Genomic DNA, 20,942 nt, shown 5'->3' with positions numbered 1-20,942 from the left:
AACCCCCGAAAGTTGGATAGCGATCCAACTTTCGGGGGCTCTTTTTTTTCTGCCAGTCGGCCCTGCTCGGACCAACGTCACTTTACAGCCAAATCAGAACTAAATCAGATCAAGCCAAAGTGACGTTTGTAGCGCTCGTCCATCGCTTCCAGATCCAATAAGACAGGGAAATCCGCTGTGTTGAAATCCGGGTCCCATGCAGGCGCACCACAAATTGTGGCACCCAACTTCAGGTAACCTTTGATCAGCGGTGGAATGCGCGTAGGCAAGTCGCTGTTCAGGCGTTCGACCGGGTAACGATTCAAAGGCTGTACATGCGGGATGTGCTGATTGTCCTGCATGGACTTTTGCGCCACACGCCAGACTTCGGCAGCAGCAACCCCATCGTCGCGCAGGCTGACGCTGGCACAACCCAACAGGTAGCGATAACCGCCAACACGTGTCAAGGCGGCAATCCCGCCCCACAGCATCATAATGGCCGAGCCATTGCGATAGTCGGGGTGGATGCAGGAGCGTCCCACCTCTACCAGCGTGGGTCGTAGGGCATCCAGGGCACTGATATCAAACTCGGACTCTGAGTAATAGCCGCCCGCTTTGTGCGCATTTTCAGGAGTAAGCAAACGATAAGTGCCGACAACCCGGTTTTCTTCGGGTTCGGTAACCATAAAGTGCTCACACCAGGGGTCGAAGCGGTCAATGTCCAGACCATTGTGTTGGTCTGGAAAAACTGCATTCATTTCCTGGGTAAAAACCTGAAAACGCAAGCGCTGAAGGCCTTCGAGTTCTGCCTCGGTACGGGCCAGGCGCAGAGCCAGTCCCCCGACAGTATGGCCGGCCCACGCATTACCCCAATCTACTTCAGTACGTTCGCGCTCAAGATTTAGCATCGTGATGACTCCAAACACTTTCGTGCATCATGCACAAACAATGTTTCAGGTATTTGATAGCCACATTACTATTTCATTAAATCCACTGCAAGCAAGGTGTCAATGCCTGCTTGAGCTAGATCGGCTTGTTCTGCTTCTACCATCAGTCGAAGCTTAGGTTCGGTGCCAGATGCACGAATCAGCACCCGACCGCGCTCACCCAGCATTTGCTCCACCTCTTTGGTCGCCTGTTGCAAACCCGCATGGTTCTGCCAATCCTGGCCCACTAGCAAAGGTACGTTGACCATGATTTGCGGGTACATCTTCAAGCCGTTCATCAGTTCGGGCAAGCTCTTGCCGCTGTGACACAGCGCAGTCAGAACCTGCAAGGCGGCCACAATGCCGTCACCCGTACTGTGCCATTCCAGACACAGTAGATGGCCCGAGCTTTCGCCGCCAAATACCCATCCATTTTGCTGCATCAATTCCAGCACATAGCGGTCACCCACTTTGGCACGGGCAAACTGCACACCCAATTCCTGCATTTTCTTCTCGAAACCCAGGTTGGTCATGAGCGTACCGACCACGCCTTTAACAGGCTGAGTCTGCAGGCGATCAGCAACAATTAGATACAATAGTTCGTCGCCATTGTAGATACGACCCTGCGCATCCACCATTTGCAGGCGGTCTGCATCGCCGTCCAGCGCAATACCCAGATCCGCCCCGTGCTTGCGCACTTCCTCGGCCAGCTTCTCAGGGTAAGTTGCACCGACTTCCTGATTAATGTTGAAACCATCAGGCTGAACACCGACGGCAACCACTTCGGCACCCAGCTCGCGGAACACGTGGGGCGCGATGTTATAGGCGGCACCGTGCGCAGCATCCACAACGATCTTGAGCCCATTCAGATTCAAATCGTTGGGGAAGGCACTTTTACAAAATTCGATATAACGGCCAGCAGAGTCCGCCAGACGACGGGCGCGGCCCAAGGATTCGGACTTGACCCAACGCATAGGCTGGTCAATGGCTTGTTCAATTTTCAGCTCAATCTCGTCAGGCAGCTTGGTGCCCTGGGCGGAGAAGAACTTGATGCCGTTGTCGTAATACGGGTTGTGCGAGGCAGAAATAACAATACCGGCTGTTAAGCGCAAGGTACGCGTCAAGTAAGCCACCGCTGGCGTAGGCACGGGGCCAGCCAGCAAAACGTCGATCCCGGCAGCCGATAAGCCCGCTTCCAGCGCGGACTCCAACATGTAGCCAGAAATACGTGTGTCCTTGCCAATCACCACGGTGGGACGACCTGTACCTTCATACTGGGCAGCCAGAACCTGCCCGGCCGCATAACCCAAACGCAAGGCGAACTCAGGGTTAATGGTTGGGCCACCAACTTCACCACGGATACCATCGGTGCCGAAATACTTACGATCGCTCATTCAGAGACTCCACATTCAACCGCATTCCACACATCCAACGCTTCGCGCGTGGCGGCAACATCATGGACACGGACAATTTTTGCGCCCCGTGCCACACAGGCAAGGGCTGCCGTTAGACTGCCAATCAAACGCTCACTGGCGGGTTTTCCCGTGACATGGCCAATCATGGATTTGCGCGACAAGCCAATTAGCCAAGGGTAACCAGGCACTGCCGCCTGCTGCAAATCCCGTAGCAACTGATAATTATGTGCTGCTGTTTTACCGAAGCCAAAGCCGGGATCCAGCATGATACGCTCGGATTGAATGCCTGCGCTGACTATGGCGTCACATCGTTGTTGCAAAAAATGACGTACATCAACGACGACATCATCGTAATGCACCTGCTCTTGCATGGTACGAGGCTCACCTTGCATGTGCATGACGCACAGGCCGCAGTTAGAGTCTTTGACCGCTTCTATGGCACCGGGCATACGCAAAGCGTAGATGTCATTGATCATATCCGCACCGGCATCCAGGCAGGCACGCATCACATCAGGCTTGAAAGTATCGACCGACAAAGCCACCCCGCTATCGCGCAGGCCCTCGATTAAAGGGATGACACGATCCAGCTCTTGTTCCAGGGAAACGGGTTCGGCACCGGGGCGCGTGGATTCACCCCCAATATCCAGAATGTCTGCGCCTTCGGCGATTAATTGACGGGCGTGGTCCAGCGCCCGAGGCAAATCATTGTGTGTATTGCCATCATAAAAGGAGTCTGGGGTGACATTCACAATCCCCATAACCAAAGGGCGCTCCAGCCCAAACTGGAAGCGCCCACAAGACCACTCAGGGTAATTCATGAAATAGGCGTGGCCTATGTTAGTTAAACAACAGGGGTCGTTGCCGCGGCACCCTTGTCATCCGCTGGGCTAGGGCCAGCAGCGGGAGGCGTGGAGCCATCTGACGGTGTGTTGTCATGGCTGTTAGGCACATGAGGCGCCCGTGGTGGCAAACCCTTCATGATGTCGTCGATCTGGTCGGCATCAATGGTTTCCCACTCCAGCAACGCCTTGGCCATGGCTTCCATCTTGTCGCGATTGTCTTCGATGAGCTTGCGTGCAATGTCGTATTGCTCGTCGATGATCTTGCGAATCTCGGAATCCACTTTCTGCATCGTGGCCTCAGACACATGGGTCGTTTTGGTCACGCTGCGTCCAAGGAACACTTCGCCTTCGTTTTCTGCGTACACCACAGGACCCAGCGAATCAGTCATCCCGTAACGGGTAACGATGTCGCGAGCAATCTGCGTAGCACGTTCAAAGTCGTTCGATGCGCCGGTGGTCATTTGATTCATGAACACTTCTTCAGCGATACGACCACCGAACAGCACAGCGATCATGTTCAGCAGGCGCTCTTTATCCATGCTGTAGCGATCGCCTTCTGGCAATTGCATGGTGACACCCAAGGCACGACCACGCGGAATGATCGTGACTTTGTGAACCGGATCGGTTTTAGGCAACATGCATGCCACCAAAGCGTGACCGGCTTCGTGGTAGGCGGTGTTGCGACGCTCTTCCTCAGGCATGATCATGCTGCGACGCTCGGCGCCCATGATGATCTTGTCTTTGGCGCGCTCAAAGTCTTGCATATCCACGGTGCGACCATTACGGCGCGCAGCGAACAACGCAGCTTCGTTAACCAGGTTGGCCAGATCGGCACCGGAGAAACCAGGAGTACCACGAGCCAGCACCACGGCATCCACGTTGGGAGCCAAAGGCACTTTGCGCATGTGTACTTTCAAAATCTGCTCGCGACCGCGAATATCAGGCAAGCTGACAACCACTTGACGGTCAAAACGACCCGGACGCAGCAAAGCGGGATCCAGCACGTCAGGACGGTTGGTTGCAGCAATAACAAGGACGCCCTGGCCGGTTTCAAAACCGTCCATTTCGACCAGCAACTGATTCAGTGTCTGTTCGCGTTCGTCGTTACCGCCACCCAGGCCAGCACCACGCTGACGGCCTACGGCATCGATTTCGTCGATAAAGATAATGCAAGGCGATTGCTTCTTGGCGGTCTCGAACATGTCGCGAACACGAGAAGCACCCACACCCACAAACATTTCAACGAAGTCGGAACCGGAAATGCTGAAAAAAGGCACCTTGGCTTCGCCAGCAATTGCACGGGCCAGCAAAGTCTTACCAGTACCGGGCGAACCAACCATCAGGATACCGCGGGGAATTCGGCCACCCAGACGCTGAAAGCGAGTTGGGTCACGCAGGAAATCCACCAGCTCCTGAACGTCTTCCTTAGCTTCATCGCAACCGGCAACGTCGGCAAAGGTAACTGGGTTCGTGTTCTCGTCCAGCAAACGCGCACGCGATTTGCCGAAACTGAATGCCCCACCCTTGCCACCACCTTGCATCTGGCGCATGAAAAACACCCACACGCCGATTAGGAGCAGCATGGGGAACCAGGAGATGAACAGGCTAGTCAGGAAAGAAGGCTCTTCGCGGGCTTTGCCAGACACCTGCACTCCGGATTTCACCAGTTCAGGCACCATCCAAAGGTCGCCAGGCGAAGTCAGCGTGTAGCTGCGGCCAGAGTCCGGTGTGACATGCAGGGTATCGCCCTGAATATCCACCTTGCTGATGCGGCCGGAGCGGGCATCATTCATGAATTGCGTGTAAGTGACGCCATCAGTGGCTGGTGGCCGGCCGTCAAACTGCTTGAAAACAGTAAACAGCACCAGCGCAATAACCATCCAGATCGCGACTTTGGAAAACGAATTGTTCAAAGCCAATCTCCTGCGATTGCGATAACTTGCTCATTATGCTTACACATAGCTGAACAAGCGCCATACATAGTTCATTCTACCCGATTCAAAGACCGGCAAGTCATAAATTACCTGCCCTTTATCCCTCGGGCAACGAGAAAGGTCTCGGCGGATTTATCGCGCGAAGCCTTGGGTTTACGCTCGACGACTCTGACAAAATTCCGCTTGAAAGACTCCACGATCTGGGAAAACCCGCTTCCGTGGAAGGCTTTGACAATAAGCACACCATCATCGGTCAGATGCTGCAGGGCAAATTCCTGTGCCAGCTCGCATAAATGCTGGATACGCGCGGAATCGGCCAATGCCACACCCGACAAGTTGGGGGCCATATCGGAAATCACAAGGTCTACCTGCGCACCTTTTAAGGAATCTTGTAACTGTTCCATTACGGAGTCCTCGCGGAAGTCGCCCAACATGAACTCCACGCCCGCAACGGGTTCCATTTCCAGGATATCCAGTGCGATAATGCGACCATTGAGCACGCCGCCGGCCCCAACCATACGCTCACGTATCACTTGCGACCAGCTACCCGGCGTAGACCCTAGATCCACAACCACTTTCCCCGGAATCTGAATTTTCTCCAGTTCCAATATTTCACTGAGTTTGAAAGCCGCACGCGCGCGATACCCTTTTTGTTGCGCCAATTTGACGTAAGGGTCATTTATATGCTGCTGAACCCACTCTTTAGAGAATTTTTTCTTGGCCATTCCCGTACAATCTCTTTATGCCAAAACTCAACCTTACACCTCATGAGCGCAGCGACCTTCGTGCTGCTGCTCACGCTTTGCGCCCAGTTGTCCTGATTGGAGACAATGGCCTGACCGACGCGGTGATTAAAGAAATCACTGTCCATCTCCAGGCCCACCAGCTCATCAAGATTCGTGTGGCCGGTGATGACCGTCAGGCCCGTCTGACCATGTTAGAACAAATCTGCGATGCTCTGGATGCTGCCCCTATTCACCATCTGGGCAAAATCCTGACCATCTACAGACCCAATATTGAACGCCCCCCTGTTCTGGGAGCGCCTGAAAAACCAACCCGCGCCATCCGTAAGGCTTCGGAGCCCTACACGCCCAAAAAACTGGCCGCTTCCGGTGTCCAGCGTACCCGCAGTACAGAACGTGCTCGCCGTGCAGAAATGCAAGCAGAACGTAACAGCACCCAAGAGAAGAAAGCTTCGGCAGCGCCACGCGGCCTTCAGAAGTTCTCTGCGGTCAAACCTGCTGCTGCACCCCGTAGCAATACCAACCGCCCTGGCAGTGCCATGTCCTTGCGGGCTGGTGCCCGACGTGGACTCGGTGGTTCGGGCAAACGCTAAACGCCCGTAAATTATAAGGCCCCGGCACAATGTACAGGGGCCTTTCTTTTGCGCGCTTCAATCAACAGCAGGACATGCCTGCTGTTTGATGCGGCATCAAACGTAGTTGATCGTCAGGATTTCGTATTCACGAATACCGGCAGGTGCCTTGACCTCAACCACATCGCCTGCGCTTTTGCCAATCAAGGCACGAGCCACAGGGCTGGATATGGAGATCTTATTGGCACGGATGTCAGCCTCGACATCGCCAACGATCTGGTACGTCACGGTGGTGCCGGACTCCAGTTCCTCGATTTCTACCGTTGCGCCAAATACGATTCGGCCTTCGGCATCCAACGTAGCGGGTTCGATGATCTGGGCATTGGACAAGGTGCCTTCCAGTTCGCTGATCCGGCCTTCGATAAAGCCTTGGCGTTCGCGCGCGGCATCATATTCCGCATTCTCGGACAAATCGCCCTGTGCACGCGCTTCGGCGATGGCGTTAATCACATCCGGGCGTTCCACCGTCTTGAGGCGGTGTAATTCGACTTGCAAACGTTGTGCGCCCTGCGCAGTCAGTGGGATCGCAGACATAGTATTCCTGCTCAACAAGTAAAAGACGCTCCGTAGCGGGAGCGCCTGGAAAATAGGGGGATAACGATGATGGGGCAGCTATTCAAGCAGGCCGATTATGCTGGCTGAAGGTCCTGCTGACCCAACAGCGTACCGATAAACACACTGCTAAAGCCAAAACCTGCAGGCCGCCCCAATATGGCTTCTCTGACACAGAGAAATTCTGCGGCAGAAAAAAACCCCGCGAAGAACCGGGGTTGTGAGATCTATTGTCGGCAAACTGCCTGAAAATAGCAAGCCCCTAAAACCCCTGTACAAAAAAACAGAAATCTGTCAGGCAAGATGACAGTAGCAGGAGTATTAAGGAATGCTGGCGAGCCCTCTCGGGCCCAAACCAGCATTAATCAGCCTTGACGCAATTACGCCCGATTCTGACCACGACCTCGTAACAAGGCATACAGCAAAATCGCACCAAAGGTGGCGCAACCGATACCATCCAGGCGAACAACACCAAACTGCAAGGAGAAGTTACCTGCCCCCAGAATCAGGGTGACGGCAGCAACCAGCAGATTGCGGTTATCACTGAAATCCACCTGATTCACTACCCAGATACGGGCACCGGCAATAGCAATCAGACCAAACACCACAATGGACATTCCGCCCAGCACCGGACCGGGAATGGATTGGATGACAGCACCAAACTTGGGCGAGAAGCCCAGGAAGATGGCAATCACAGCCGCAAAGGCAAATACCAGGGTCGAATAAATACGGGTTGCCGCCATCACACCAATATTTTCTGCATAGGTTGTGACGCCGGTACCCCCTACCGAACCGGACAGCATGGTCGCCACACCGTCACCCACAAATGCACGACCCAGATAGCCATCCAGGTCCTGCCCCGTCATGGCGCTGACTGCCTTGATGTGACCCAGATTCTCGGCCACCAGAATAATGGCGACAGGGACAATGACCGTCATGGCGTGGGCCTGGAATACTGGAGCCGCAAACGTGGGCAAGCCCAACCAATCGGCAGCAGCAACCGGTGCAAAATTAATCGGCGTGCCGTAACCCATCAGGTTGGTGAACACCCAATACAGTACGCAAGCCAAGGCCAGACCGACCAAGATCAGCAGACGCTGGGCGACCCCACGGGTATAAACCGCAATACCGCCTACACACAGCACGGTCATCAAGGCCATCAGAGAGTCGAAAGTGCCACCCCCCATCGCGCCTTTAGCAGCAATAGGCGCCAGGTTCAAACCGATCACAGCCACAATCGAGCCTGTGACAACGGGAGGCATCCACTGGTTGATCAAACGCGCGGCACCGCCCTGGGTACGGGCATTAAAAACCCAGACCAGAATACCGATCAAGGTGTAGACCAGACCGCAGACAATAATGGCCCCCAAGGCCACACCGATATTGGGATTAGGGCCGCTGCCCACATAACCGGTTACCGCAATCACGCCGCCAATAAAGGCAAAACTGGAACCCAGGTAGCTGGGAACCCGACCGCCCACAAAGACAAAGAAAATCAGCGTCCCGATACCGGACATCAAGATGGCCAGATTAGGATCAAAGCCCATCAGCAAGGGAGCCAGAATAGTGGAGCCAAACATAGCCACCACATGCTGTGCACCCATCGCAATGTTTTGCGGCGTGGCCAGACATTCGTCGGGCTGCACAACCGCGCCAGGTTCGCTGCCGGAGACACGGCGCCAACGCGGAAAGTAAGACTGAGACATAGAGGGTTCCAGAAAAGGAATAAAGAAATACAGCAGAATTCGTTATACGGTCGCGCAGTACAGGCAAAAGGCACTGGCTGATTCGTTGAGGCATGATTTTAAACGTGAAAGACCCAACAAGGCACCTGAAAATAAGGCAGCACGCGGTAAACCCCAACATAGAGGAACGAGCCAGCTCCTTAAAACAGCCTTTTTGCTTCGAAGCACGCGCTATATGCGGTATATACCCCCTATATCTGCTTGGGCTTGACGCAGACCTTACAATAGACAGTCCGCCTGCCGCTGGCAGTCAGATCCCTTACCTGAATGATGGTTGCGAGCATGAGTACGTCTATTTGTCTGATCCGTCACGGTGAAACCGCCTGGAATGCCGTACGCCGCCTGCAAGGCTGGCAAGACATAGAGTTAAACCAGACAGGCCGGGAACAGGCTCGTGCTTTGCAAAGCTACTTGAGCTCCAGCGCCTTCCAAATGCCGGTAGATGCCGTGATCAGCAGCGACTTGCAACGTGCCTCGGAGACCGCCGCTATTGCTTGTAAGCACTGGGATATCGCTATCCAGCAACTCAAAGGGCTGCGCGAACGCGGTTTCGGGACGTTGGAAGGCCAAGCCTGGGATGCAGCAGGCCGTCACGGCCCTGACCAACCCGATGACACCGTGGACATAGACTATGCCGTTGAAGGCGGTGAATCACTACGCCAGTTCCAGACTCGTGTCCTGGAATGCTTTGAAACCCTGGCCCAAGAAAACCCAGGCAAGAACCTGCTGGTTTTTGCCCATGGCGGTGTGATTGATATGGTCTGGCGCAAGCTGAATCAACAGGCTCTAAATGCCAAGCGTGCCCATGCCATTCTGAATACCAGTCTTAATTTTTTTAGTATTGATGCTGCCTTGAAGTGGAACAGCACGCTATGGGGCCAGTTGCCACATCTAAACACCACGCTGGACGAGCAACGCTAAGCGCTCCAGGCAGCTAAAGCTATCAAGAGGCCACAGCAGGCAGACGCTCACTCACGACTTGCTTGAGCGTTAAGCTCTAGTAACGATCAAAAGCGGGGAAACCTCAGGAGTCTTTCTTCAAGCGAGGTTTGCGTGGTGCCCGACGAGCCAAGTGATCGTACAGCCAATTAGGCAAGAGACGCATCAAGCGAGACACAATCCCCATAGGCCAGGGGATCACCCGGTAAGAAGCGCCCCGCTCTATCGTTTTGCGAGCTTTGCGGGCAAAGTCCTCGACAGGCATCAGAAACGGCATGGAGTAAGGATTATGTGCCGTCATGGCCGTACGGATATAGCCGGGTGTAATCGTGACGACTGACACCCCATATAGCGACAACTCCAGGCGCAGGCTCTCGCAATAAGCGATGACCGCTGCCTTGGAACTGCTATACGCACCCGCACCCGGCAGACCACGGATACCTGCCACACTGGCAATACCAACCAAAGAGCCCTTGCCGGCTGTTTTCATAGTGGCAATAAAAGGCTCAAACGTAGCCACCATCGCCAGCAGATTGGTGTCGACAATGGCCTTGAAGACGGCGAAGTCTTCCGTTTCTTCAGTCAATGTGCCGGCGCTGATTCCCGCGCTGGCAATGACCACATCAATCTTTTGGCCGGTGAACTGTAAAAAGTCTTGGGCAGCCTGATGTAAGGCATCCCGGTCGCGTACGTCCGCGACATAGACTCGATGACTACCAGGCAAGCTGTCTGCCAAGGCTTGCAGCTCTTCCTGCCGTCGCCCTAGCAAAGCCAGGCAAGCACCTTGAGCGGCGTACTCTTGCGCCAGCGCTCTGCCCAAGCCGCTGCTGGCACCCGTAATGAAGACCGTTGGCGTGGCTTGCATGGCGGCTTACAGGAAGATCAAGGCAGCAATACCCAACACCAGAATCCACTTGAGGATGTAGTACAGGGTTTCGTTTTTTTTCTTGATCGCCTTGCCGAAACGGCGCACGGCATAAACCGTCCCGAAAATACGGTTGATTCCCCCTGTGCGGTCGCCTTCCTGGTTAGGGGCGGCTGCTGCACGTAGCAAAAAGCCACCCACTGCATGGTTAATGGCTTGGGCCCAGCGGTAACGCATGGGCCGCTCTACGTCGGCAAACAGAATAATTCGATTCTGATCAGTCTTGTTTTCGGCGTAGTGAATGAAGGTTTCATCAAACACCACGGCTTCGCCATCGCGCCAGTAGTAGGTCTGGCCGTCCACATCGATATAGCAATCCGGGCTATTGGGCGTCATCAAACCCATGTGAAAACGCAGCGAACCGGCATAGGGGTCGCGGTGACGCGGCAAACGGGCACCCGGCGGCAAGGACGTGAACATGGCCGCCTTGATCGAGGGAATATCCTTGAGCAAATTGGTGGTGACGGGGCACAGCTCACGCGCTGACGGGTGATCGGCGTCATACCATTTCAGGTAAAAACGTGTCCAGCCCGTTTTGAAGAAAGAGTTAAAGCCCGCGTCGTTGTACTTGTCCGAGGCTTTGATATGGCCTTCGCCAAACAGTTGCTCGGCCTCGGCGCGGATTTCATCGCAGTGTTCCAGCAGCTTGTTCAGCTCCGGGAAGTGTTTCAGATCCAGATACGGCTTGTTAGGCACTGCCGAAAAACCGTACATGAACACATTAAGAGGAGCCGTGAAGGTGGAATGGTCCAGCACTTGACGCGAAAAGCGGTGCCTGACTCGACCCCTGAAATGCACAACAATCGTGCACACAATGAATAAGGCAAGAATGAACCATTTCACGACATGATCTCCAAAGAAGAAAACTTCCACGCTATACAGACGGTCACCTGCATGCTGCCCTGATACGACGGCTTGGTCTTGTCTGACGCAAGAACAAAAAAAGGCGCACCGTTGAGGTGCGCCTTTCCGGCATGGTACGACTTAGTGTTTCGCGAGCAGAGCGTGCAGCTCTTGAACCGCGTAAACCTTCAAGCCATCGCCATGACGCAGATACTGCAGGCCTTGAACAGCGGCTACGGCACCAGCGATCGTGGTGTAGTAAGCCAGGTTGGCAGCCAGCGCATGTGTACGGATTGTACGCGAATCAACGATGGCGTTGCGACGCTCTTCAACCGTATTGATGACCAAGGAAACTTCGCCGTTCTTGATCATATCCACAATGTGCGGACGACCTTCGGTAACCTTGTTCACCACTTGCACAGCCAGACCAGCCTGTTCAATGGCGCTGGCGGTACCGCGAGTAGCCACAACCTTGAAGCCCAGCGAAATCAGGCCACGAGCCACTTCAACGGCTTGCGGTTTGTCCTGACCACGCACGCTGATGAAGGCCAGACCGCCCGTAGGCAGATTCACGCTGGCAGCCATCTGCGACTTCACGAACGCTTCGGCAAACGAAGTGCCCACGCCCATGACTTCACCCGTTGACTTCATTTCAGGTCCCAGAATGGTGTCTACACCAGGGAACTTCACGAAGGGGAACACGGCTTCTTTCACGCTGTAGTACGGCGGCGTGATTTCTTCGGTAATACCTTGTTCGGTCAAGGTTTGACCGGCCATGGCACGAGCAGCAATCTTGGCCAGTTGCAAACCTGTGGCCTTGGAAACAAAAGGCACAGTGCGCGAAGCACGTGGGTTCACTTCCAAGACGTATACATCGCCGTCCTGAATGGCGAACTGCACGTTCATCAAGCCCTTCACGTTCAAGGCTTTAGCCATGAGTGCGGTCTGGCGCTTGATTTCAGCTACGGTTTCGTCGCTGAGCGAGTAAGGAGGCAAGCTGCAAGCGGAGTCACCGGAGTGAACACCAGCCTGCTCGATGTGTTGCATTACACCCCCTACAAAGACGCGCTCGCCATCGGCCAGGCAGTCCACGTCCACTTCCGTGGCGTTGTTCAGGAAGTGATCCAGCAGCACAGGCGAGTCATTACTGACTTTGACCGCTTCGCGCATGTAGCGCTCCAGGTCTTGCTGTTCGTGCACGATTTCCATGGCGCGGCCACCCAGCACGTAGCTTGGGCGCACAACCAGGGGGTAACCGATTTCAGCAGCCAGGGAAATGGCTTCACCTTCGGTACGGGCAGTACGGTTTGGCGGCTGACGCAGACCCAGCTTGGTCAGCAGCTTCTGGAAGCGTTCACGGTCTTCGGCCACGTCAATGGACTCCGGGCTGGTACCAATGATAGGTACACCGTTGGCTTCCAGAGCACGCGCCAATTTCAAAGGAGTCTGGCCACCGTACTGAACAATGGTGCCAACTGGTTTTTCGATGTGAACGATTTCCAGCACGTCTTCCAGAGTCAGGGGCTCGAAGTACAGACGGTCAGAGGTGTCGTAATCGGTGGAAACGGTTTCGGGGTTGCAGTTGACCATGATGGTTTCGTAACCATCTTCGCGCAATGCCAGAGCAGCGTGTACGCAGCAGTAGTCAAACTCAATACCTTGACCAATACGGTTAGGACCACCACCCAGAACAATGATCTTCTTCTTGTCCGTAGGATTGGATTCACACTCTTCCTCGTAGGTCGAGTACATATAGGCCGTATCGGTGGAGAACTCAGCCGCGCAGGTGTCCACACGTTTGTAGACAGGACGCACGTTCAGCTGGTGACGCAGTTTGCGCACTTCCGATTCCACGGTGTCCAGCAAGAAAGCCAGACGGCGGTCGGAGAAACCACGGCGCTTCAGACCGAACAAGGTGTCGCGGTCCAGATCGGCCAGCGTCTTTTGTTCCAGAGCCAGTTCGATGTCCACGATCTCTTTGATCTGGGCCAGGAACCAAGGGTCGATTTTGGTCAGGTTATGAACTTCGTCCAAGGTCAGGCCTTGAGCGAAAGCATCGCCCACGTACCAGATACGCTCTGGACCTGGTTCGCCGAGTTCAACCTGCAGTTTTTCGCGGTCAGTGGTTTTCTGGTTCAGGCCGTCCACACCCACTTCCAGACCACGCAGGGCTTTCTGGAAGGATTCCTGGAAAGTGCGGCCAATGGCCATCACTTCACCCACGGACTTCATCTGGGTGGTCAGACGCGAGTCGGCCTGAGGGAATTTCTCGAAGGCGAAACGTGGCACTTTGGTGACCACGTAATCGATGGTGGGCTCGAACGAAGCGGGGGTAGCACCGCCGGTAATTTCGTTGCGCAGCTCGTCCAGGGTGTAACCCACAGCCAGACGTGCAGCGATCTTGGCGATAGGGAAACCCGTGGCTTTGGAAGCCAGCGCCGAGGAACGGGACACACGTGGGTTCATTTCGATAACGATCATGCGGCCGTTATCAGGATTCACGGCGAACTGAACGTTCGAGCCGCCGGTATCCACACCGATTTCACGCAATACGGCGATCGATGCATTACGCATGATCTGGTATTCACGGTCGGTCAGGGTTTGGGCAGGAGCCACGGTGATGGAGTCACCGGTGTGCACACCCATGGGGTCCAGGTTTTCAATGGAGCAAACAATGATGCAGTTGTCGGCGCGGTCGCGCACAACTTCCATTTCAAACTCTTTCCAGCCCAGCAGCGACTCTTCAATCAGCAGTTCTTTGGTTGGCGATGCTTCCAGACCACGACGGCAGATCGTTTCAAATTCTTCCGGGTTGTAGGCGATACCACCGCCTGTACCACCCAGCGTGAAGCTGGGGCGGATAACCACGGGGAAGCCGGCGGTACCGATATCGGCCGCAATGCTCTTTTGAACAGCCCAGGCTTCGTCCATGGTGTGAGCCACACCCGACTTGGCCGACTCCAGACCGATAGAGGTCATGGCGTCCTTGAACTTGAGGCGGTCTTCGGCCTTTTCAATGGCAGCAGCATTGGCACCGATCAGTTCGACACCGTACTTTTCCAGCACGCCATGCTTGGCCAGATCCAGCGCGCAGTTCAGCGCGGTTTGGCCACCCATGGTGGGCAAGAGCGCATCGGGACGCTCTTTTTCGATAATTTTCTCGACCGCTTGCCAGGTAATGGGCTCGATGTAGGTGACATCGGCCGTATCCGGGTCCGTCATGATGGTGGCCGGGTTGCTGTTAACCAGCACGGTCCGGTAACCCTCGGCCTTCAGGGCCTTACACGCCTGGGCTCCCGAGTAGTCGAATTCGCAAGCCTGACCAATGATGATCGGGCCTGCGCCAATGATGAGAATGCTTTTTAGGTCTGAACGCTTTGGCATAGTGCGATTTACTTATTGGCCTGGTGAGCAGCCATCAGGCTGATGAATTTGTCGAACAGCGAGGCAATATCGCGCGGGCCGGGTGTGGCTTCCGGGTGACCCTGGAAACAAAACGCGGGGCGATCGGTCAACTCGAAGCCTTGCAGGCTCTGATCGAACAAAGAAATGTGCGTAACCTTGGCATTGGCTGGCAGAGTTGTGGCATCCACCGCAAAGCCATGGTTCTGGCTGGTAATGAATACACGACCGCTGGCCAATTCTTGCACAGGGTGGTTGGCACCGTGATGGCCATTCTTCATTTTCAAGGTCTTGGCACCAACGGCCAGACCCAGAATCTGATGACCCAGGCAAATACCAAACAAAGGCAACTTGCGTTCCAGCAAGCCCTTGCAGGCTTCGATGGCGTAATCACAAGGCTCTGGATCGCCAGGGCCATTGGACAGGAACACACCATCTGGCTCGTAAGCCAGCACTTCAGCCAATGGAGTCTGCGCAGGCACCACAGTGACTTTACAGCCACGGTCTGCCATCAAACGCAGGATATTGGCTTTTACGCCAAAGTCGTAGGCCACCACGTGGAAAAGGTCTGTTGCAGGCTTGGCAAAGCCTTGACCCAATTCCCAGGAACCTTCGGACCAGTCGTAGGATTTGTCGGTGGTGACCACTTTGGCCAGATCCTGACCTTGCAGGCCAGGGAAAGAACGAGCCAGTTCCAACGCACGCTCAGCATCGTCGCCCACGAAAATGCAGGCGCCCATGGAGCCTTTTTCGCGCAGGATGCGGGTCAGTTTGCGGGTATCGATACCCGAGATCGCCACAACGCCCTGAGCTTTCAGGTAGTCAGGCAAAGACTGGGTGGAGCGGAAGTTGGACAGGCGAGCAGGACAGTCGCGAATGACAAGCCCGGCAGCATGGGCTTTGGTGGATTCGGAGTCCTCTGGATTGACACCGGTATTACCGATGTGCGGATAGGTAAGCGTAACAATTTGACCGCTGTAGCTTGGGTCTGTCAGGATTTCCTGATAGCCCGTCATGGCTGTATTGAAAACGATCTCAGCAACACAGTGCCCCTCGGCACCGATTGATACCCCTTTGAATAGGGTTCCATCCGCCAGGGCTAGGATAGCACTAGTGATAGTGCGGGACTCCTCAGGAAATAAAGACGGCAGCACGTTAAAAACCCCGGTTCTGAAATTGATATTAAACCTTCTGATTATATGCTCAAACGATGATTTTCCGGTAGTTTATCGGTAATAACACTGAAACGAGGCACTAAAACTTGGAAAATCGACTACAGTAATTGATTGGTTTGATGGCTTTGCGATGGACTAGTAACAGACATGACTACTCAGCTTGACTCCCTGCGCCAGTGCACAACCGTAGTGGCCGACACCGGCGATTTTGAGGCGATGCGCGCCTATCGCCCGACCGATGCAACAACCAATCCTTCCCTGATTTTGAAAGCTGTCCAGCAGGCGGCCTATCGCCCTTTGCTTGATCGCGTCATTACCGATCATCCGGGGGCCAGCCTGGCTGAAACCAGCGATCTGCTGCTGGTGGCCTTTGGGCGGCAAATTCTGGAGATTGTGCCAGGCCGTGTTTCTACCGAAGTCGATGCCCGCCTGTCCTTCGACAGCTTGGCCAGCGTTGAGCGTGCCCGCCACATCATCCAGCACTACGAAAATGCCGGTATTGGGCGCGAGCGCGTACTGATCAAATTGGCCAGCACTTGGGAAGGCATCCAGGCGGCCCGTACCCTGCAGGCCGAAGGCATTAACTGCAACCTGACTCTCTTGTTTTGCCTGCCGCAAGCCATTGCCTGCGCCCAGGCCAAAGTCACCCTGATCTCCCCCTTTGTAGGCCGCATCTACGACTGGTTCAAGAAAGCAGCAGGAACAGAGTGGGACGAAAGCGCCAATCAAGGCGAGAACGATCCGGGCGTCCGTTCGGTACGCAGCATTTACGAATACTACAAAACCTATGACATCCCCACGGAAATCATGGGCGCCAGCTTCCGTAACATCGGCCAAATCAAGGCCCTGGCCGGTTGCGACCTGCTGACTATCAGCCCTGAACTGCTGGGCCAGCTGGATGCTGCTCACGGTGAAGTCCCGGCAGTTCTGGATGTTGCCAGCGCTAAAGCCGTCGCCCCCGAATGGCGTGCCAGCAATGAAATCACCTTCCGCACCGACCTGAACCAGGATGCCATGGCCACAGAAAAGCTGGCCGAAGGTATTCGTCAGTTCACAGCGGACGCCATCAAGCTGGATACATTGATTCAACAGGCGCGTCAGCAGGCTTGAACCTACGCTTGGCTATAAAAAAGACTTTGCGCCATGCCAAGCCCCACGATCAAACTTCTTATTGATCAACAAGACAGCACTCAGCCCGGTATTGCACCGGGCTGATTTTCTTTGAGCCTTCCTTGTTAAGACCCTGATCAGATTTTATTCAGATCAATACGCACCACACTTTCCCTGGCGCTGACTTTATGGTCAGGGGTGAAAGGAGCTTTCACCGTAACGTACAACTGATCATCCGGGCCCAACAAAAGGCTGTTGGGATGAGCAGGCAAGCTGTATTGCGCCTTTTTCACATAGCTGCCCGCATCCAGCACGGATACTTTGCCCTGTTGACGGTGTGACACATACAGTTCGTCACGCTTGGGGTTATAGACAATATCCAGAGCGTCCCCTACGTCTAACTGTTCCAGCAGTTTGCCAGTGCCAGCATCCAGCACATAGACCGTTTTCTGATACTGGTTTTCAGTGGCGTACAAACGATTGCGCTTCTGATCCAGGGCGAAGTTCAGCAAGATGGCCGGCTTGTCCCCGGCAGGTTTCCAGCGCTGCTCTATCTGGCTCTTATCCGTATCGATGACCAGCACTTCGCCATTCCCATTGCCCGCATACATACGACGATGATCGGTGTCCAGCAACAAACCAGTCACCCATTTGCCCGCATTTTCAATGGTGTTGAGCACTTCCATGCTGCTCTCGTCCAGCACCCAGATCACCGCCGGATTGCCCACGCCCCCTACATAAAGACGCTTATGGGCTTCATCCAGCTTGACAGTACGTGGCCCCACCTTGAAACCATCCGTCCCCATATTGCTGAAAGCCGTACGTTTCAGGCTGCCCTTTTCACCCAGCTCCACGCGCGCAGCCGCCGGGTTCAGGCTATTAGTCATGAACAGCACATTCCCCTCTGTGTTGCTGCTCAAGCCAAAATTGCTTTCATCGGTGTGAATCACACCCAGCACATCCAGAGTCTGCGGGTCCAGCTTGTAAAGTGCCCCACCCCGCACACCATCGATCATTTCTGCCGAGGCTACATAAAGAGCCTTTTCAGACGCGCTGTAAGCCATCTGATAAATCCCGTAAGCCAGTTCCTTACGCAAGGCACCATCAGCCGTAATCGAGCTGCGCTGCGCCAATTCGGGGCTCAAAGACTGCACCTGAGTGGACTGCGCATGCGCAGTCACGCTCAACAAGGCCGCCGACAGAACGGACACCAAAAAACATCGTTTCAACATTTTGTTCTTCCCTTCCATGTCCTGGCCGGGCTTAGCAGCACTCCAAGCCGCCGCAAAACCCTGCCTGACGTTAGAAATCAGCGAATCAGAAATTCATGGAGGCCGACAACATGAACGTGCGCCCTGCCCCGTTAGTGGCAAAGTTGCTGGAAGCCAGCCAGTAACGCTTGTCGGTCAGATTTTCAATATTGGCCCGGAACACCACATCCCTACCGGCAATATCGGTGTAGTAACGCGCACCCACGTCAAAGCGGGTCATGGCGGGCAGCGTCAAGGTATTGGTATTGTTCAGATACTGGGACGAGGTGTGAATCACACGGCCATTCAGGCTCAGTCCTTGTACCCAAGGCGTATCCCAATCCAGACCCAGGTTATAGGTGCTGGCAGGGACACCCGGAGCCCGGTTGCCTTCGTTCACACCGTTCTGGGTTTTGGTGAGCTTGCCTTGAGTAAAAGCGGCGCTGGCCATCATGCGTAGGCCTGGCACCAACTCGCCGTATGCACTCAGCTCCAGACCACGATTACGCTGTTCGCCAAAATAGCCATAGACATTGTTGCCATCCTCTTGCCCTGCAGGGCGGGCAATTTGCCACAAGGAGGCCGACGTCATGATGCCGCCCCAATCCACTTTCACACCCGCCTCATACTGACGAGACTTGAAGGGCTTGAGGATTTCACCCCGATTAGCATAGGTATTCCCAACGATGGAACCTCGAGTCAAACCTTCTGTGAAGTTGGCAAAGACAGACACATTATCCATAGGCTTGATCACGATCCCGGCCAGAGGCGAGATGGCATTTGCCTTGTAACTGGAGGTCTTCACACCAGTCGTCGTGTTGAAACTGGACACATCCACGGTTTGACGGCGAGCGCCCACGGTGAGCAGCACCCGGTCATTCGCAAAGGACAAGGTATCGGCAAGCGCAAAGCTCAATAGCCCGGTGCTGGAGGCCTTTTGCGAATCCAGCCGCTCAGCTGGCCCCGCCGGAATGGGGGCTGGATTGTAGATATTGGAATCCACAACTTCTGTACCGGGGCTATAGGCATTACCCAGTTCCTGATCCATATAGCTCACACCCAGCGCCAGCTTGTGCGCAAGCGCCCCGGTATCGAACTCCACACTCAAACCTGCATCACTGCTGAGCGTTTTAGAGTAGGAGTCATAGAAGGTAGAGATCACACTGAAATTGCCATCTGCATCGACCGACTGGCGTGTATTCGGATCGCCCGGTTTCACGTTAACAGGGAAAATCTGGCGGTTCTTACCGTGGCGATAGCCCACCCCGATATGTCCAGTAACCGAATCTGTGAAGTCATACTCCAGGCGGGACATGATGGTGTTATCGCGCTGGGTAAGGCGGGTGCCAGGATAAAAGTTGGTCCGGCCATCGGGGGGCGCTGGCAGCTCTGTCAAATTACTTTGAAAACCAATCTGTGAACGGATGTTCTCCAATGTGTCTTCCTGGTGAATCACATCGGCCGACCAACGTAAACGGCTACCTCGATAATCCACACCCAAAGCGGCCATACCCAGGTCTTGCTTGCCATCACGGGAAGTGGCCTCGCCACCGCGCTTCACACCATTAAAGCGCACACCCCATTCCTTGTTCTCGCCAAAACGGCGCCCCATATCCAGCTGAGCCGTCACGTTGGCCTGGCTGACATAGCTTGCCGTCACACGAGTCAGCGGCTCATCCTCGGCCCGCTTGGTAACCAGATTGATCGCCCCGCCAATACTGCCTCCGGGCGGGATGCCGCGCATCAGAGTGCCGGGGCCTTTCAGAACCTCCACACGCTCCAGAATCTGCACGGGCACACGGCTGGAAGACACCAGGCTGTACAAACCATTCACGCTGACATCGCCACTGCCCACCGCAAAACCGCGAATCACAAAATCCTCACCAAAACCGCCGGTAGAGGTCGTCGTGCGTACAGCCGCATCATTCACCACCACATCTGCCAGAGTTCTGGCCTGCTGATCATAGAGCAACTCGGAGGTGTAGTTGGTAGTGCTAAATGGGTTGTCCATCACGTCAACCGAACCCAGCAAACCCAAGCTGCCGCCTGTCGCCACTTGCCCGCCCGCATAAGCCGGTGACAAATCGCCCAGAATGCCCCCTTTGACTGTAATCGTGGACAGCTCGGCGACTGAGGCAGCCGGGTCCTGGCCCAGACTGATGGTGTTGCCGTTACGCTTGTAGATAATGCCTGTGCCCGCCAGCAATTGCTGCAAGGCCTGCTCAGGTGAATAGCTGCCCGACAAGGCCGGGGCCTGATGGCCATCCACCAGTTCCTGAGCAAAGAAGATCTGCACCGATGCCTGTTGCCCCAGCTGCAATAAGGATTTGCTTAATGCTTGTACAGGCAGGTTGATCGAGGTGGGGGTGGCTTGCTGCGCACGCAGCTCCAGAGGCAAAGCACTGGCCACGCAAGCCAGGCTAATCGCCAGAATCGTCAAGCGCGTATTAATCGTGGGCTTTTTGCACCACGCAAAAGAGGTCGATGTATTCACAGTCTGGCTTATGTCCAAAGAGTAGCAGGACGTGCA

16 protein-coding genes are annotated in these 20,942 nt (G+C 54.9%); 3 read left to right on the top strand and 13 right to left on the bottom strand.

Annotated elements, in window-relative coordinates:
• Positions 1 to 104: 104 nt before the first annotated feature.
• The 5 genes from IE156_RS08020 to IE156_RS08000 all read right to left on the bottom strand — a co-directional run bounded on the left by IE156_RS08020 (position 105) and on the right by IE156_RS08000 (position 5,821).
• Positions 105 to 887 (bottom strand): GNAT family N-acetyltransferase, encoded by a 783-nt coding sequence (locus IE156_RS08020; protein WP_189391996.1) that lies wholly within the window; start codon positions 885 to 887, stop codon positions 105 to 107.
• 68 nt (positions 888 to 955) lie between these two features.
• Positions 956 to 2,299 (bottom strand): phosphoglucosamine mutase, encoded by a 1,344-nt coding sequence (gene glmM, locus IE156_RS08015; RefSeq protein WP_189391995.1) that lies wholly within the window; start codon positions 2,297 to 2,299, stop codon positions 956 to 958.
• Entirely contained in the window at positions 2,296 to 3,138 is an 843-nt protein-coding gene (gene folP / locus IE156_RS08010; protein WP_189391994.1) for a dihydropteroate synthase, read from the bottom strand. The genes glmM and folP overlap by 4 nt, the downstream gene beginning before the upstream one ends.
• Before the next feature lie 23 nt (positions 3,139 to 3,161).
• A complete protein-coding gene (ftsH, locus tag IE156_RS08005; protein WP_189391993.1) occupies positions 3,162 to 5,075 on the bottom strand; it encodes an ATP-dependent zinc metalloprotease FtsH in 1,914 nt (637 codons plus the stop codon).
• A gap of 107 nt (positions 5,076 to 5,182) precedes the next feature.
• The gene (locus IE156_RS08000) at positions 5,183 to 5,821 is read right to left on the bottom strand and encodes an RlmE family RNA methyltransferase (protein ID WP_189391992.1); all 639 of its coding nucleotides are present in this window, start codon (positions 5,819 to 5,821) and stop codon (positions 5,183 to 5,185) included.
• 17 nt (positions 5,822 to 5,838) lie between these two features.
• Between IE156_RS08000 and IE156_RS07995 the strand changes: the two genes are divergently transcribed.
• Entirely contained in the window at positions 5,839 to 6,432 is a 594-nt protein-coding gene (locus tag IE156_RS07995; RefSeq protein WP_189391991.1) for a YhbY family RNA-binding protein, read from the top strand.
• A 96-nt stretch (positions 6,433 to 6,528) separates the two neighbouring features.
• Here IE156_RS07995 and greA read toward each other — a convergent pair whose 3' ends face one another.
• Together greA and IE156_RS07985 are read right to left on the bottom strand one after the other, a co-directional pair.
• Entirely contained in the window at positions 6,529 to 7,005 is a 477-nt protein-coding gene (greA, locus tag IE156_RS07990) for a transcription elongation factor GreA (protein WP_189391990.1), read from the bottom strand.
• Positions 7,006 to 7,403: 398 nt separating this feature from the next.
• Entirely contained in the window at positions 7,404 to 8,729 is a 1,326-nt protein-coding gene (locus tag IE156_RS07985; protein WP_189391989.1) for a solute carrier family 23 protein, read from the bottom strand.
• Positions 8,730 to 9,050: 321 nt separating this feature from the next.
• On the opposite strand from IE156_RS07985, the gene IE156_RS07980 reads away from it, so the two are divergent.
• Positions 9,051 to 9,689, top strand: a complete 639-nt coding sequence (locus tag IE156_RS07980) for a histidine phosphatase family protein (protein ID WP_189391988.1) — start codon at positions 9,051 to 9,053, stop codon at positions 9,687 to 9,689.
• 103 nt (positions 9,690 to 9,792) lie between these two features.
• Here the strand turns inward: IE156_RS07980 and IE156_RS07975 are convergent, their stop codons facing one another.
• The 4 genes from IE156_RS07975 to carA form a co-directional block, all read right to left on the bottom strand.
• Positions 9,793 to 10,572: an SDR family oxidoreductase gene (locus IE156_RS07975; protein ID WP_189391987.1), complete on the bottom strand. Its 780-nt coding sequence runs from the start codon at positions 10,570 to 10,572 to the stop codon at positions 9,793 to 9,795.
• A gap of 6 nt (positions 10,573 to 10,578) precedes the next feature.
• Positions 10,579 to 11,475 (bottom strand): lipid A hydroxylase LpxO, encoded by an 897-nt coding sequence (lpxO, locus tag IE156_RS07970; RefSeq protein WP_189391986.1) that lies wholly within the window; start codon positions 11,473 to 11,475, stop codon positions 10,579 to 10,581.
• Positions 11,476 to 11,616: 141 nt separating this feature from the next.
• The gene (gene carB / locus IE156_RS07965) at positions 11,617 to 14,859 is read right to left on the bottom strand and encodes a carbamoyl-phosphate synthase large subunit (RefSeq protein WP_189391985.1); all 3,243 of its coding nucleotides are present in this window, start codon (positions 14,857 to 14,859) and stop codon (positions 11,617 to 11,619) included.
• A gap of 8 nt (positions 14,860 to 14,867) precedes the next feature.
• Positions 14,868 to 16,031: a glutamine-hydrolyzing carbamoyl-phosphate synthase small subunit gene (gene carA, locus IE156_RS07960; RefSeq protein ID WP_268248097.1), complete on the bottom strand. Its 1,164-nt coding sequence runs from the start codon at positions 16,029 to 16,031 to the stop codon at positions 14,868 to 14,870.
• A gap of 168 nt (positions 16,032 to 16,199) precedes the next feature.
• On the opposite strand from carA, the gene tal reads away from it, so the two are divergent.
• Positions 16,200 to 17,162 carry a transaldolase gene (gene tal, locus IE156_RS07955; RefSeq protein ID WP_189391984.1) on the top strand — a complete coding sequence of 321 codons (963 nt, stop codon included), beginning with the start codon at positions 16,200 to 16,202 and terminating at the stop codon, positions 17,160 to 17,162.
• A gap of 137 nt (positions 17,163 to 17,299) precedes the next feature.
• On the opposite strand, the gene IE156_RS07950 is transcribed toward tal, so the two are convergent.
• Positions 17,300 to 18,394, bottom strand: coding sequence for a YncE family protein (locus IE156_RS07950; protein ID WP_189391983.1), 1,095 nt, complete (start codon positions 18,392 to 18,394; stop codon positions 17,300 to 17,302).
• Between the two features lie 85 nt (positions 18,395 to 18,479).
• Positions 18,480 to 20,906, bottom strand: coding sequence for a TonB-dependent receptor (locus IE156_RS07945; RefSeq protein ID WP_229841108.1), 2,427 nt, complete (start codon positions 20,904 to 20,906; stop codon positions 18,480 to 18,482).
• Positions 20,907 to 20,942: the final 36 nt, after the last annotated feature.

It is taken from the genome of Alcaligenes pakistanensis (assembly GCF_014652815.1).
Taxonomy (GTDB): Bacteria; Pseudomonadota; Gammaproteobacteria; order Burkholderiales; family Burkholderiaceae_B; genus Alcaligenes; species Alcaligenes pakistanensis.
Note: the sequence above shows the minus strand (reverse complement) of the source record. Positions and strands in the feature narration are given on the sequence as shown.

Coding starts and splice junctions, on each gene's coding strand:
- IE156_RS08020 (WP_189391996.1), bottom strand. CDS start 887: ATGCTAAATCTTGAGCGCGAACGTACTGAAGTAGATTGGGGTAATGCG.
- glmM (WP_189391995.1), bottom strand. CDS start 2,299: ATGAGCGATCGTAAGTATTTCGGCACCGATGGTATCCGTGGTGAAGTT.
- folP (WP_189391994.1), bottom strand. CDS start 3,138: ATGAATTACCCTGAGTGGTCTTGTGGGCGCTTCCAGTTTGGGCTGGAG.
- IE156_RS08000 (WP_189391992.1), bottom strand. CDS start 5,821: ATGGCCAAGAAAAAATTCTCTAAAGAGTGGGTTCAGCAGCATATAAAT.
- IE156_RS07995 (WP_189391991.1), top strand. CDS start 5,839: ATGCCAAAACTCAACCTTACACCTCATGAGCGCAGCGACCTTCGTGCT.
- greA (WP_189391990.1), bottom strand. CDS start 7,005: ATGTCTGCGATCCCACTGACTGCGCAGGGCGCACAACGTTTGCAAGTC.
- IE156_RS07985 (WP_189391989.1), bottom strand. CDS start 8,729: ATGTCTCAGTCTTACTTTCCGCGTTGGCGCCGTGTCTCCGGCAGCGAA.
- IE156_RS07980 (WP_189391988.1), top strand. CDS start 9,051: ATGAGTACGTCTATTTGTCTGATCCGTCACGGTGAAACCGCCTGGAAT.
- IE156_RS07975 (WP_189391987.1), bottom strand. CDS start 10,572: ATGCAAGCCACGCCAACGGTCTTCATTACGGGTGCCAGCAGCGGCTTG.
- carB (WP_189391985.1), bottom strand. CDS start 14,859: ATGCCAAAGCGTTCAGACCTAAAAAGCATTCTCATCATTGGCGCAGGC.
- tal (WP_189391984.1), top strand. CDS start 16,200: ATGACTACTCAGCTTGACTCCCTGCGCCAGTGCACAACCGTAGTGGCC.
- IE156_RS07950 (WP_189391983.1), bottom strand. CDS start 18,394: ATGTTGAAACGATGTTTTTTGGTGTCCGTTCTGTCGGCGGCCTTGTTG.